This window comes from Nocardiopsis sp. CC223A, assembly GCF_030766825.1.
In the GTDB taxonomy this organism is placed as follows: domain Bacteria; phylum Actinomycetota; class Actinomycetes; order Streptosporangiales; family Streptosporangiaceae; genus Nocardiopsis.
Map to the genome: position 1 here is coordinate 41,456 of NZ_JASFDV010000039.1, position 15,648 is coordinate 57,103.

At 74.7% G+C, this 15,648-nt stretch carries 1 protein-coding gene; it reads right to left on the reverse strand.

Annotated elements, in window-relative coordinates:
* Window positions 1-9: 9 nt before the first annotated feature.
* Window positions 10-15,591, reverse strand: coding sequence for an ADP-ribosyltransferase (locus tag QJS33_RS16980; protein ID WP_306368967.1), 15,582 nt, complete (start codon window positions 15,589-15,591; stop codon window positions 10-12).
* Between the last annotated feature and the right edge of the window lie 57 nt (window positions 15,592-15,648).

Sequence of the window (15,648 nt, forward strand, 5' to 3'; positions counted from 1 at the left end):
TCTCCTCCGTCACGGCGTCGGGGTGAAGGGCGGCACGGTGACCCGCAGGGTCCACCGGCGCGTCTCGGGGTCCAGGACCGCGTCGTCGATCCTGAACCGCGTACCGCGCGGGAGGATGACCTCCCGCTCCGACCGGTGCACGCTATTGTCGCCCACCCACAGGGCGGGGTGCCCGGCGGGCACGTCCAGGCGGAACTGGAACTCGGCGGTCCTGTTCACGGTCTCCGACCCCAGCGACCCCGAGAGGAACCCCCGCTCCACGAACTCCGTGCCGATCAGGTCGGTCGGGTCGGTGTAGGGCCGCCCGGGCGGGGCCATGAAGCCCACACTGAAGGCCGAGCGCCGGACCTCGATCCGCTCGGGGACCGGTTCCATCGCCCGGTCGAGCAGCGACATCGCCTCGCGCAGCACCGCCAGGGTCTCGGCGGCGTTGTCCGGGGTCGCGGTGTGGCCGAACCACTTCTGGACCCAGGAGGTGAAGAACGGCGCGCTGCTGAGCCGCCGCACCTCGGCCTCGGGGTCGCCGTGCCGGGAGAAGTCGTTGTAGAACTGCGCGTTCTTCGTGTACGCGCGGGCGGAGTTCTGCTGCTCGTCGGTCAGGGACGGGAACCGGTGCCCGAGGACGAGGTCCCCGTAGGCCTGGCCGTCCGCGTCGGTCTCGAACCGGCGCACGCCGTCGGGGCCGGTGTGTCCGGAGCGGTCCTCGGGAAGGGGCGTGCGGGCGCCGTCGGCGTCGGCTTCGGGCGGGGCCGGATCCGTCCCGGTGCCCGGCCGCGGCGGCACGACCACCTCGGCCTCGATGTAGAACCCCGGCAGCCCGAAGGACCCGCCCCAGCCGGCGCGGGTGATCCGGTAGGCGGTGCCCCGGGCGAGGACGACCTCGCGCTCCTCCGGGTGTTCGCTCCTCTCACCGACCCACAGGCCGCGGGCGCCCGCGGGCACGGTCAGGTGGACGACGTGCCGGGATTCGGCCTGGTGGTGCCCGGCCAGCCGGTTGCCCAGCGACACGGACATGAACCCGGGCTCGGTCTGGACGGTGCCCACCAGCGAGTAGGGGTCCAGGTCCCGGAACCCGTCGAGGAACGAGACCTCGTGCAGGCCGCGGACCATCTCGACCGTCTCCGGCAGGGGGCGGTCGACGGTTCGCCCGAGTCGGTCCAGGAGCGCGGTCACCTCGGCCGCGGTGGGGTACGCGCCGCCGTTGGACCGCGCCACGGTACCGGCGTTCCCGGCGTTCGCGTACCAGCCCGCCAGTTCCGACTCCGGATCCGGTGCGTCGAGGATGTACCTGACGAAGCCCGCGGTGTGCTCGGGGACCCGGTCCTGCGCGAGCAGCTCCCGCAGGCGCCCGACGGTGGGCCAGGACAGGCCGTTCAGCTCGTACAGGCTCCAGCCGCGGGCCGCCATCGGGTCCGTGTCGGCCTGGAGGAGGGTCGACCGCCGCACCCTGTCCAGGGAGTCCTGGATCTGCTCGGCCGAGAGGTCGTCGCGGACGACCTTGTTGAGCCATCCGTCGGTCGTGTACCCGCGCACGTCGTCGCGCTGGCGCGCGTCGAGGGTGTCGAAGGCGTGCGGGTTGTTCGCCGGCTCGTGGAGCCAGCGGCCGTAGGCGTCGGCCTCCTCCACGGAGCGGAACCGTCGCACGCCCCGGTCGTCGACGTACCCCCTGCCGCCGTCGGCGGGAGCGGTGCCGACGGGGATCCCGGTCTCGGCGGCGGAGGCGTCCGCGGAGGTGGCCGTGTGCCCTGTCGCCTCGCCGGGAGCCGCCGTGTCCTGACCGGTCCCGCCGGTCGGGGGAGGGGCGTCCTCCGCGGTCGGCGGCCGTGCCCCGGACCCGGTGCGGACCACCCGTTCCGGCAGGACGGCCTCGGCGGACAGCAGCAGGCCCCGGGAGGTGTTCTCCGCACCGGTGACGCGGTACGACATCCCGCGGGGCAGGACGATCTCGTGGTTCGACGGCCGGGGGCCGTCCGCCCCGAGCCAGAGCCCGTGCGCGCCCTCGGGCAGGGTCAGCCGGACGGTCGCCGCGGGGTGCCCCAGGCCCACCGGGTCCGGGTTCGCGGAGACCGTGGTGTACCCCGGGCTGCTCTGGACCGTGCCCACCAGGGCGGAGGGGTCCGCCGCGTCGTACCCCTCCGGGAACCGGAGGTCGCGGGTATGGGTCAGCACCCACGTCGTCTCGATCGCCTCGGGGAGCGGGCGCCCCACCGCCGCGTCGTAGGTTCCGAGCAGTTCCCGGACACCCTCGGCGGAGGGGTAGGTCCCCCCGTTGGCCGCGGCCAGCGCCCCGGCCATGCCGCTCCTGCGGTACAGCCCGGCCAGCCGCTCCTCGGGGGACCCCAGTGTGAGGACCATCCGCAGGAAGTGCGTCCTCGGGGTCTCCTCCTCCGCGGCGTCCACGATCTCCCGCAGCCGCTCCGCGGTGGGCCAGGAGAGGCCGTTGGCCTCGTAGAGTTCCCAGCCGCTGCTCCCGTGGGGCTCCACGATCGAGGGCCGCTCGGTACGGCTCATCGAGCGCAGCCGGTCGAGTTGCGTCCGCACGTCGCCCGGGGGCACCAGGGCCAGGTCCGCCAGCCACGGCGTGTCCGAGAACGCCCGGGCGACGCGGCGCGCCCGCGCGGGGAGCGTGTCCGGCGTCGGCATGCCGCGCTCCGCGCGGGCGGCCCGGTGCGCGTACCAGTCGGCCTCTCCGGGCGTCCGGAACCGGCGGACGCCGGACGCGTCCACCCGTCCGTCCGAGAGCGGGTCCGCGAAGGCCTCCGGAGCCAGGACCACCTCCGCGGAGAGCACGGTCACGATCCCGCCCGCGTTCGGGTCGACGGTCTCCCGGACACCGGTGATCCGGTAGGTGGAGCCGCGGGCGAGGGTGAGTTCGCGCTGTTCGGGGTCGTGGCTGCGGGAGCCGATCCAGAGGCCGTGCGCGCCTTGCGGGACGTTGAGGCGGAGCAGGTACCGGAAGGGGGCGGCGTCGGTCTTGAAGGCCTGGTCGCCCAGGGTGGTGGACATGTACCCGGGCTCGGTGTGGACCGTGCCTTCGAGGTCGTCGGCGTCGTACCCGCCGACCGCGTGCAGCAGGTGGTCGATGGAGTGCATGCCGCGGGAGACGACCAGGCCTTCGGGCACGGGGCGGCCGGTGGCGTCGTCGAGGAGGCGGAAGAGTTCCAGGACGCGGTCCACGTCGGGATAGGTCCCGCCGTTGCGGCGGGCGATGACCCCGGCGTAGCCGGCGTTGTGGAACCAGTGGCGCAGCTCCGCGGCGGGGTCGCGGGCGGTGAGGATGTTGTCGATGAGTCCGACGGTGCGCGGGGGGAGACCGTCCGGGTTCGCCCGGATCTCGCGCAGCCGGTCGAGGGTGGGCCAGGTGAGTCCGTTGGCCTCGTACAGGTCCCAGCCGTGCGCGGTCGCCACGGTCGCCGCCTGCCCGGCCTCGTGCCGGGCCCCGGCCCGCACCAGTGCCAGCTGGCCCGCCACACCGGTCGGGGACAGGGGCCGGATCCGGGCCAGCCGGGTGATCCAGGCGGACCTGGTGTAGGCGTCGACCATCCTCCGCTGGTCGGCGGGCAGGGTGTCGAAGGCGTGGGGGTTGCCGGCCGGGTCCTGGAGCCAGAGGTCGTAGGCGTCCAGTTCCTCCGGGGAGCGGAAGCGCCGGTAGCCGTCGTCGCCGACGTGTCCGCGGCCGTCGCCCTCCGGAAGGCGCGACTCCTCGTCGACGACCGTGGAGGCGTCCGAGTCACCGTCCCGGACCTGCGCGGACGGCCCCTCCACCGGCGTCCGCGCGGGGACCGGCTCGGCGTCGATCTCCATCCCGTCGGCCGTGATCCGGACACCGGTGATCCGGTAGCCGAAGTCCCGGGGCAGGACCAGCGCGTACCGGTCGCCCGTCGCGCCGCGGTCGCCGACCCACAGGCCCCGGGCGTCCTCGGGAAGGACCATGCGGACGACCGCCACGGTGTCGCGCGGCTCGGTGGTGAAGGGCGATCCGCCCAGGGTGGCGGTGGTGTACCCCCGTGCGCGCTGGTCCCTGCCCACCATGGCGGACAGGTCCTCCCAGTCGTATCCGTCGAGTTCGGTGAGGTCCCGGTCGACGTCCAGTGCGAAGGAGACCTCGATCGGGCCGGGCAGCGGCCGGTCCACGGCCGCGTCCATGTCCCGGATGATCTCCAGCACCCTGTCCCCGGTGGGGTAGACACCGCCGTCGGCCCGGGCGACGGCCCCCGCCTGGCCCGCTTTGCCGTACCAGTGGTCCAACCGCAGCCGCGGGTCGGAGGACCTGAAGATGTCCGCCGCGATCACTCCGAACGCCGGGGAGTGCCCTCCCCCGGCGTACAGTTCCCGCACCCGGCCGAGCGAGGGCCACGACAGGCCGTTCGCCTCGTAGAGCACCCACCCGTTGGGGTCGTCGGGGTCGTCGGCGTTCCCGAGGCTGGTCCTGCCCCAGTCGTCGAGCCTGCTCTGGACGACCGCCGGGTCGGAGGTTCCGAGCCGGGCGAGGTCGCTGAGCCACGGGTTCGCGGTGTGCGCGCCGACGAGGGCGCGCAGCTTCGGAGGGAGGGCGTCGTAGGTGTGCGGGTGGGCGGCGGGGTCCTCCATCCGTTCCGCGTAGGCGTCCATTTCCTCCCGGGTGCGGAACCCGCGGACCCCCTCCCCGCCCGCCTCGGGGCCCGCGGCCGGGGCCGCCGGCGCCTCGTCGTCCGAGTCGTCCCAGCGCTCCAGCAGGGGCCGGTCGTCGTCGGAGTCGTAACGGTCGAGGAGGGGCCGGTCGTCGTACGCGCCGTCCTCGGAACCCCCGTCGTGCCCGGAGTCCGCCACCCCCAGGAGCGCGGCCAGTCCGGCCTCCGCCTCCGCGTCGGGCTCGTCGGGGCCGGTGACGGTGGCGTCCGTCTCGGTCTCCGCGGTGAACACGTGCAGGTCCGCGGAGTCCTCGACCCGCGGCGGGGCCGGGTCGGCACCCGGCCGCGGCGGCACGATCACCTCGGCCTCGATGTACAGGCCCTCCAGCCCGCGGGAGCCTCCCCAGCCCGCCCGGGTGATCCGGTAGGTCGTGCCCGGGGGGAGGATCAGCTCGCGCTCCCCGGGGTACCTGCTCTTGGAACCGATCCAGATGCCCCGGGAACCGCGGGGGAGGACCAGGTGCACCGTGTGCGCGTACCTGGCCGTGACCCCGGCCGGCTCGTTGCCCAGCGACGTGGACATGAACCCGCGCTCGGTGTGGACGGTGCCCACGAGGGAGTAGGGGTCCCGGCCGTCGAAGCCCTCGAAGTGGCCCAGTTCCTCCAGGCCGCGGATCACCTCGATCCCCTCGGGCAGGGGCCTGTCGATGGCCTCCGCCAGGATCCGGAGGTGTTCGAGCGCGCGTTCCGGGGTCGGGAACACGTCGCCGCTCGACCTGGCGATCTCCCCGGCCTCACCGGCGTGCACGTACCAGTGGTCGAGTTCCTCCTGCGGGTCCGGTGCGTCCAGGATGTACCGGACGAAGCCCTCGGCCCTCTCCGGGACGCGCCCCTGGGCCAGGAGTTCCCGCAGCCGGTCCAGGGTCGGCCACGCGAGGTCGTTCATCTCGTACAGTTCCCAGCCGCGCGAGCCCATGGGGTTGGTCTCGAACGCCGCGACGGTGTCCCGGCGCATCAGGTCCAGCACGGTCGCGACCCGCTCCGCGTTCATCGAATCGCGGGCCACGGTGTTGAGCCAGCCGTCGACCGTGTAGCCGATGATCCGGTCCCGGTGCTCCGGGCTCAGGGCGTCGAAGGCGTGCGGGTTGTGGGCCGGGTCGTGGAGCCACCGGTCGTAGGCGTCGAGTTCCTCCTCGGTGCGGAACCTCCGGATCCCGTTCCCGTCGACGTACCCCCGCCCGTCGCCGGGCCCGTGCCCGGTGCGGGGGGTGTCCGGACCGGTGGCGGCGTCGTTCGTCCCGTGGGCCGCCGCCCCGGCGGAGGCGGGCGGCGCGCTCGCCACCGCGGGCGGTGCACTGGCCACCGCGGGCGGGGCGGTGCCGCCCGTCGGCGCGTGCACCCGCGCGGTGATCACGGGGCGGCCGTCGGAGGTGTCCACGGAGTCGATCCGGAACGCGGTCCCCGGAGGCAGGACGATCTCCTGGTTCTGGGGGTGGGTGCCCGCGTTGCCCAGCCAGAGGCCGTGCGCCCCCGCCGGCAGGACGAGCCGGACGACCGCGGCCGCCCCGTCGCCCCTGCCGGTCGGCCGCGGGTTGAGCGCGACCGCGGTGTAGCCCCGGGTGGCCTGCTCGGTCCCGGCCAGCGCGGAGGGGTCGTGCGGGTCGTATCCGGGCAGCTGCGCCCGCGCCGTCGCGTGGTCCAGGTACCAGGTGGTCTCGACCGCCTCCGGCAGCGGGCGGCGGACGGCGCCCTCGTAGGAGGCGAGCATGTCCAGCAGCCTCTCGGGCGAGGGGTAGGCGCCCCCGTTCGCACGGGCCAGGGTCCCGGCGTCCCCGGCCGTGTTGTACAGCCTTTCCAGCCTGCGGGCCGCCTCCTGGGGGCCGTGCCTGAGGATGTCGGTGATGAACCGCGCCCGCGCGGGGTTGCGCCCCTGCTCCACGGGCAGGAGCTGGAGCAGCCGGTCGGGGGTGGGCCAGGTGAGGCCGTTCGCCTCGTACAGCTCCCATCCGAGGATCCGCTGCCGCTCCGCCGGGGTGGAGGCGGGGGTGACGCGGCTCGCGGCACGCAGGGAGTCCAGCAGCTCCCGGGCGCCGTCCGGGTCCGTCGGGGCGGGGTCGAACCTGCCCGCGAGCGCGCTGAGGGCGCGGGCGAGGTCGTGCCGGGCGCGGGGGAGCGCGTTGACGGCGTGCGGGTTGTGCGCCGGGTCGTGGAGGCGGTGGCCGTACCAGTGGGCCTCCTCCGTGTTCCAGAACCTCCGGACGCCGTCCTCGCCCGTGCTCCCCTCGGAGAAGAGGTCGGGGAAGGCCCGGGGCAGGGGGACCACGGTCGCCGTGACCACGGTCTGAGGACCGCCCGACTCGGGGTCGATCCTGTCCTCCACCCCGGTGATCCGGTACGAGGTGCCGCGGGCGAGGGTGAGCTCCATCTGCTCGGGGTCGTGGCTGCGCGTGCCGATCCAGAGGCCGCGGGTCCCCTGGGGCAGGTCCAGGCGCAGGAGGTAGGGGAAGCCGTCGGTGTCGGTCTTGAAGGCCTGGTCGCCCAGGGTGGTGGACATGTAGCCGGGTTCGGTGTGGACGGTGCCCACCAGTCGGCGGGGGTCCGTGCCGCCCGTCGTGCGCAGGAGGTGGTCGATCGTCTGCATGCCGCGGGACACGGCCATGCCCTCGGGGAGCGGGTGGTCGACCGCGCTGTCCAGGAGGCGGAACAGCTCCCGGGTCCCGGCGGCGTCGGGGTAGGTGCCGCCGTTGAGCCGGGCGATGACCCCCGCGTACCCGGCGTTGTGGAACCAGTGATCGAGTTCGGCGCGGGGGTCGGGGGCGCCGAGGATGTACCGGATCAGGCCCCGGGTGCGCGAGGGGAGCGGCTGCGGCGAGGCCGCGATCTGCCGCAGCCGCTCCACGGACGGCCAGGTCAGCCCGTTGGCCTCGTACAGGTCCCAGCCGTGGGCCGTCTGCGCGGTGTCGGGGTCGGCGGCCTCCGCCCGGGACTGCGAGCGCCACTCCATCAGTTGGCGTGCGACGGTCTGCGGCAGGAAGGGCCGGATGCGGGCGACGCGGGTGATCCAGGCGGACCTGGTGTAGGTGTCGACCATTTTGCGCTGGCCGGGGGTGAGGGTGTCGAAGGCGTGGGGGTTGTTGGCCGGGTCCTGGAGCCACCGGTCCTGCCCGTCGATGTCCCCGGGTGAGGCGAAGCGGCGGATGCCGTCCTCGTCGAGGGTGCCCCTGCCGTCGGTGTCCGCCTCCGAGTCCGTGTCCGAGGAGTCCGAGGCGACACTGCTCCTGTCGTCGTCCTCCCCGTCCGGGCGGTCCTCGCCGTCGCGGACGGCGGCGGTCTCCTCGGCGGGGGCCGCCGGCGGTCGCGGTTCCGCGGGCAGCGCCACGGCGGTGATCTCCACGATCCCGTCCGACTCCGTGACGCCGGTGACGCGGTAGCCGGTGCCGCGGGGGAGGAGGAGCGTGTACGGGTCGGAGGTGCCCGCCCTGTCGCCCACCCACAGGCCCCGCCCGCCCTCGGGCACGGTCAGGCGGACCAGGGCCGTACCGTCGCGGTCGCCTCCGGCGTCCGGTGAGCGGTCCAGGGAGGTGCGCAGGTACCCCGCCTCCCGCTGCTCGGTGCCGACGAGTGAGGACGGGTCGCCCTCGACGTACCCGTCCAGGCCGTGGAGGCCCTCGTCCCCGTTCAGCGCGAAGGTCACCTCCACGGGGCCGGGAAGCGGCCGGTCGGTCGCGGCGTCCAGGGTGCGCAGGGTGTCCAGGACCTCGGCGGCCGTCGGGTAGGCGCCGCCGTTGGCCTTGGCCAGGGCCCCGGCCTCGTCCGCGTTGTCGTACCAGTGGCGCAGCCGCCGGCCGGGGTCGGGCGCCTTGAAGATGTCGCTGACGAGCCGGTTGAAGGTGTGGGTCAACCCGCCGCGGGAGTGGGACTCCCGGATCTCGGTGAGCGTCGGCCACCGGTTCCCGTTCCTCTCGTAGAGGGGCCAGCCGTTGAGGTCGTCTCCGCTGGCGTTGTCGTCCGCGTCGTACGTGAGATCCTCCAGCCTGCTCTGAATGGAGGCGGTGTCCAGCGAGGGGATCCAGGTGAGGGACGCGAGCCAGCCGGTGTCCGCCTGCGCGGCGACGGCCTCGCGCTGGTCCCGGGGCAGCGCGTCGAAGGTGTGCGGGTTGACGCCCGGGTCGTCGAGCTCCGCGGCGCGGGCGGCCGGGTCCTCCAGCCCCAGGAAGCCGGCCATCTCGGTCTCCTGCTCGCGGGTCCACGTCGGCTCGGGGAGGTGTCCGTCCCCCTCTGCCGGGTCCTGGTCCGCCTGCTCCATCAGGAACACGGTGATCTCGTCGCCCGTACCCGGCGGGGGCTGCGTGTTGAGTGCGCTGCGGAACGTGTCCAGCAGTGAGGCGGCCGCGGGGCGCGCCCCCAGCTCCCGTTCCATCCGGTCGCTCAGGGGTGTGCCGGTCGGGGGGCCGGGAGGCGGCGGTGGCGGTGCGTCGGACCGGGTGAGGCCGTCGAGGTGGGTGCGGGTGGCGTTGGTCGCGGTGGTCCAGGCGGTGACGGCGTTGTTGTAGGTGTCCAGGGCGGTCCGGTAGGCGGTGTCCTGGGTCTGGTAGGCGGTGCGGGCGGCGTCGAGGGCGGTGCGGTTCTCGGGGGTGGGGTCCGCGGTGTGGGCCGCGTGCGCGTCGAGATAGGCGTCGACCAGGGCGGGGAGCTTGGCGCGCTCCTCGACGTAGGAGGCCTCGGCGTCGGCCATGGCCTTGGCGGCGTTGTGCTCGGCGGTGATCGGTGCGTCCGCCGCGGTGGCCTGTTCGGGGGTGATGATGCCCAGGGCGATGGCGTCGGCCTGGGAGATCCACGCGCTGGTCTTGTTGGTGTGGTCGGCGGTGAACTGCTGGACGCCCTTGCCGAAGGGGGTCTTGTTCTCGGTCCGGGCGCCGATGGTCCAGGTGGTGTCGAACTCCACCAGGTAGGCGGTGCCGAGCCGCTGGCGCTCCAGGTCGGAGGGCTCGCCCGTCACCAGGCCGTTGGCGGTGGCAGAGCTTCCCCTGGTGGTGCGGGCCGCCGCGTCCCCGGAACCGGTGAGGAACGCGGTGCGGTCGCTGTTGTCCGGGTCGACGGTGTGGTGGCCGGTGGGGCGGAAGGCCGCGGTGGCGGTGGTGGTCCCGCCCTGGGAGCGGCTGTGCGAGAGGGCCTGTCCCTCGGCCTCCTTGTGGACGAGCCGGGCGTCGGGGCGGGCGGTGAGGATGCGGGCGCCGGTGAAGTCGGGGGTGGCGGCGGCGCGCCACCGGGTGCGCCCGATCCGCAGGATGTCGACGCCCGCGCTCCGGCCGACGGTCCGGGAGAAGAGCCCCTTGAGTGCGACGGGGTTGAGGGAGTTGTCGATGGGCGTGTAGCGGGGGTCGAGTTCGAGGTGGTCGGCGATGTGGCGGCGGGCGTCGTCGGTCGCCTTCCTGTGGTGTTCCCTGAGCTCACCGAGCTGCTCGGCCGTCGGGTCGTCTCCGAAGTCGGGGGCGGCGGGGGGCTGCCAGCCGAGTGACGCGGCGACGGTGCGCACGGCGGTGTCGCGCAGGTCGGGGCCGTGGACGGCGGTGGGCATGATGACGGAGTCGCGGATCCGGGGGGCGAGTGCGGGGTCGCCGAGCGCTTCGGTGGCGGTGGTGACGGCGGCCGCGAGGGTGTCGCCCGCGCGGGGTGTGGCGGCGGGCGGCGCGGGCGCCGTGTCCAGGGCCGCGGCGGGCGTCGCCGGCGGGGTGAAGTCCAGCGACGAGCCCAGGTGGAACGTCTGGACGGTGCCGCTGTCGGCCTGCGCCCGGACCGGGGGCCGCCCGCCGGTCTCCAGGGTCAGGGTGAGGGACGTGTCGTGCGTGACCCTGGCGTAGGGGCCGGACGACTCCATGACGACGGTGTGGGTCTCCTCCTCCGCGGAGGAGTCCGTCTCCGTGGTCGAACGGGCGGCGGTGGCCCCCGCGGCGGGTGAGGCGTAGGCGAGGTGGCTCTCGGGCGGTCTGCCGCTCCCGCCGTTCTCGCCGCTGGGCTGCCACGGGGTGAAGGCCGCCCCGGAGGTGTGGCCCGTCCCCCGCGACTGCGCCTGCGCCGACTCGGTCTGCCAGGAGTGGGTCTCGACGGTGGCCACGGCGGAGGTGACGTAGTCGACCCGGGGGTTGGTCCTGTCCAGCTCCACCAGGACCCGGGCGGGCTTGGACCGGTGGAGGAAACGGGAGGTCCCGGCGGCCCGGACCACCTTGACCGGGACCGGCGGGAGCACCCCCGGCGCGTTGCCCAGGCGGCGGGTCAGGTGGGCGAGGAGCCGTTCCCGGCCGCCCCGGGTCAGCTTGAGCCCCTGCCCCCGGAGCCGCACCTCCAGTTCGCGGACCGCGGCGGTCGGGTCCGCCGGCCGCCGCTGCTGTCCGGCGCCGTCGAATCCGGTGCGGACGCGGGCGTGGGGCGGCGGTGCGGGGTTGTCCTGGGTGGCGGGTGCGGGGGTGCCGTCGTCTCCGTGGGTGACGGCGTCGGTGATGATGCCGGCCTGTTCGGCGTCGCGGGCGGTGATGTGGCCGGAGACGAGGTCGTCGACGCGGGTCTTCCAACCGGCGTACTTGTGGGACCACCAGTTGGGGAGGTTGAGGCCGCGGTGCTTCTTGAACTCCCAGGCCTGGGAGATCGTCCCGGCCATCCGGAACGTGTAGACCGTCGCCGCCTTGGACAGCAGGAACAGCCCCGAGGCGGAGGAGACGCCGGAGTCCGTGATCTCGCCGCGGCGGAAGAAGTTCCAGTTGTGGGAGGGGCCGGCCATGGGGACGATGCCGTCGGCGGTGGACCGGTCGGCGCCGGAGGCGGCCCCGCCCTCCTCGATGGGGTTGCCGGTCCCGCCCGCGAAACCGGTGGCCCCGAGGGTGGCGCTGGTGAGCTTCAACTCCCCCGCGGAGGCGGTGGAGGTGGTGTCACCCGCCACCGCCACCTGGGCCTTGACCGCGTGCATGTCCACGATCCGCTCGGGCTGCACGGAGGTGGCCCCGGTGGCGCGCATGTCGTTCGGGGAGCGCCACGTGCCGCCCAGGTCGACGCGGCCCCGGTGCCCGGAGGGCGAGAAGGTGGCGGGGTCGGTGGCCAGGGAGACGGGGGAGAGGAAGTCGGTGAAGAAGTGCCGCCCGCCGACCGTGTCCAGGAACCCCCGCAGCTTGCCCCGGCGGCCGTCCGACACCGGGCGCCGGTCCGTGAAGGCATCGAAGGCCCGGCGGAGCACACCGCCGGAGGAACGGGTGGCGTCGCCTCCGGGCACGGCGAGCGAGACCCGTTCGACGGTCGCGCCGTTCTCGATCACCGCCCGTGCTCTGCGCCCGTCCGCGTCCGCCGGGTCGGGCGCGGCGAGGTCCTCGGGCCGCGGGTCGATGAGGGCGCGGGCGTCCTGCGCGGTGAAGGGGAGGTCGCCGGCCGGTTTCGCCTCGCCCCCGCGCAGCGGGACCCCGGCCGTGTCCTTGGGGGCGATCAGGGAGTAGCGGGCCCGGACCGGTTCTCCGAGCAGGTCGGCGCCGCCGTCCGGCCGGCCCGACAGGGACGGATCCTGCGTGTGCAGGCGGGCGGTGAAGTCGACCGTGCCGCCCCAGCGGTCCGAGCCCCCGGGGAAGATGAACCGCTGGTTCGAGCTGTGGGAGACGCCGTGGGCGGCCTCCCCGTGGTTCAGCCGACTCAGTCCGAGGGAGGCCATGAAGCCGCCGAGCAGCCGGGCCAGGCCCCGGGCGTCCGATTCGGCCGAGCGCACCATACCCGACCCCGCGGACAGGGCGAGGGTGTGCGACGACCCCCGGCCCGACTCCGCCGCCAGGGTCGATTCTCCCCCCGTGCGCAGCCCGGTCTCGGCGGTCGTCGTCCCCTGGTGCGACAGCCCGGAGAAGTCCGCCTTCAGGGACAGGGTCAGCACGTCGGGGCGCAGGAACTCGGGGTTCTTCACCATGAGCGTCGGGTCGATGCTCGCGGTCTCCCTGAGCACGACGGTCAGGCCCTCGGAGGAGGCGAGCCTGTCGCGGTTGGCGCCGTGCATGGCGTCGCGCACCGTGTTCGCCACGTCGATCGTGTTCTGGTAGGCGGTCCGGTAGTCGCGGCGCAGCCCCCAGTGCTCGCGGAAGGACCGCTCGAAGTAGGGGGCGTTCTCCCGTCCGGGCCTGCGGGCGTAGGTGCGCTGGTCGCGGGCCAGCTCCGGGATGACCAGGCCCGGGTGCTCGCGCGCGATGCCCGCCAGGACGCGGTCCGTGATCTCCTCCAGGACACCGCGGTCGTCGGCCGCCGCCGTGTCCCGGGGGGCGGTGCCCCCCGGGGCCTCGCCCGGTGCCGCGGCGGCGGTCTCCCGGGGGATCCGGGTGAGCGTGTCGTGGTGGGTGCCGGAGAAGTCCGTGACGCGGGTGCCGCGCAGGTGGGGGAGGGGCGGGGTCCGCCCGGCGTCGGCGCCGCCGGGCTCGTTCTCGCCCGAGGCCGCGCGTCGGAGGGCGGCGGAGCCCTCTCCGGGGAGGAGTTCCACGGCGCGCGCGTCGAACGTGTGGGCCGTCGTCTCCCCCTGGACCCGCACCGACAGGGTGCTCTCGGAGTCGAACGCGGTGAACGTCTCGGTGCCGGACACGTAGCGTGCGAGCGAGCGGTTGTGCCCGGCCTCGGAGCCGGATTCGGCCTGGGAGGACAGCGAGCGCCAGTAGGTGTACTCCAGGTGGGGCATGTTGAGGCGGATGGACCCGCCGGTGGACAGGGGGATGAGGACGCCGAAGCCCCCTCCCACGGTCGCGGTGAAGCCGCTGTTGCGGCTCAGCCCCAGGGCCGTGCCCGTCTCGACGGTGTGCTTCAGGGTCGCGTCGTCGATCAGGGGGGTGTGCGCCTTGGCGGTGTACCTGTCGGGGGTCGAGGACAGCCGCAGCATGACCTCCCCCAGGACCGGGTGCGTGACGCTGACGGTCATGGGCTCCGAGCCCAGGAAGGGGAGGTACTCCTGGACCGAGTCGTTGTTGAAGAAGGCCCGGATCTCCGCCTGCCACTCGCGGATCCTCGCCTCGGTGCTCTTCCTCGCCAGCCTCATGACGGGGGAGTCCATGGCCTCGCGGTGCGGAGCGTAGTCCCGGGAGACGAGGTACTCGGCGAGCCAGGAGCCCAGCTCGCGGTGCCCGCCCGCACCGTCCCCGCGCGGCGTGACCGAGGTGACCGAGATCGGGAGGGCGCCGATCGGACGGTCCGGTGTCCGTGCGTGCGCGCCGTCGCCGCCGGTGCGGTCGGCCGTCAGGTCGATGCGGGCGGGAGTCCCGTCCGGTCTCGCCTTCACCTCGCCGGCCAGCACGAGGGCCACACCGCTCTGGACCACGCCGCTCTGGAACCCGTCGTCCGGGTCCGCGGGGGGAGCGCCCCCGGGTGCGGTGCCGGTGTCCGGCTCCCCGTCGGCGGTCCCGGTGTCCTCGGTGACCTTCACCCGGACGCGCAGGTCGCCCAGGTAGACCTCGGGCGGGCTGAAGGTCGTGTACTCCAGGTCGGAGCCCACCTTCTCGTTCCCCCCGAAGGACGCGCCGCGCTGCCCCCTCGCGTAGCCGCCGCCGGCGGTCAGCCAGGGTCCGGCCGCGAAACTGCCGGTGACGTCCCCCAGGAGCAGGGGGCTCGCGGTGAACCGGCCGCTGATGCCCCGGCGCGGGTCATGGGAGGAGGTCCCGCTCGTCTTCGTGGAATGGGAGCGTTCCTCCTCCCGCGACTCCAGTGGTGCCCCGGCCTCGCGGTGGGGCAGGGCGAGGTGGCGGTACCCGTTCGGTTCGGCCGACTCCAGGGCGACGCGGACCGTCCAGGTGCGGGCGCCGTCCCCGGTGCCGTCGGTGACCGTCACGTCGACGCCCTCGGGGGAGAAGAAGACCGCCATCCCGTGCTCGCGGGCGATGTGGTCGATCTGCGAGGCCACGTTCGCGTGCAGGGCCGCGGGCATGTCGGGTGCCTGGGCGGTGATCAGGTGGCCGACCACCTCGGGGACCCGTTCGGTGTAGAGGCGGTCCGGGCCGATGATCCGCGACCGGACCAGGTAGTCCAGGTCGTAGGTGTCGGCGGACTCGTCCTTGCGCACCGTCCCCGGGTACACGCGGGGGTGCTCCGCCTGTTCGCGGGCGCCATCGGCGGACCTGCGCGCCTCCGCGGCCAGTGCCTCGATCCGGTTGACGGCCTCCTCCGCCCGGTGCAGGTCTTCTTCGGCGCGTTCCAGGCGTTCCACGTCGGCTTCCATCCGCGCCTCCGCGGCGCGGACCGCCGTTCGCGTTCGATAGGCGGTTTCGGCCGCCACCGTGCTGCCGGGGGCGAGAGCGGCGATCCGCCGCACCACGTCCGCGTCCGCGCGCGCCGAGTCGAGCACGGTGTCGTACCGCCCGGAGGCCGCGGCCAGGGCGGCACGGGCGTCGGTGAGCGCCGAGCGGGCCGCACGGGCCAGCCCCTCCGCGCGGCCCGCGGCGGTGGCGGCCTCGTCCCGGGCGGTGTTCGCCCCGGCCCGGTCTCCCGCGGCGCGTGTCCGGCCCAGCGCCGAACGGGCGTTCCCGGCGGCCGCGGCGGCCTCCTCCTGCTGCCGTCGCGCGTCGGTGACCAGGGCGTCGGCGTTTCGCACGGCCCGCTCCGCGGACTCCCGGGCCTCGCGGACGTGCAGGCGTACGGAGTCCAGGGGCAGGGAGAGGGCCGCACGGGAGGCCGCCTGCGCCGTGTGCACCGCCGCGTCGGCCCGGGTCCGGGCGTCGGCCGTGGAACCGCCCGCGTCGGCCGGGTCGGAGGGCGGTGCCGTGCGCGTGCCCAGGTCCGTGCGTGCCGCGGAGCCCGGGGAGGACAGGTCGGCGATGGACCGCGCCCGATCCAGGGCGGCCGTCGCCGCGGCGGACTCCCGCTCGGCGATCCCGGCCTGCCTGACCATCTCGTCCCTGGCGTCCCGGGCGGTGTCGGCCTCCCGCAGGGCCCGCACCGCCTCGGTGACGGCCGTGTCCCGGTCACCCGACGCGACGGCCCCTCCCACGAGGTTCCGCGCGGCGGTCGCCTCCGCGGCCGCGGTGACGGCCCCGTCCCGGCCGCG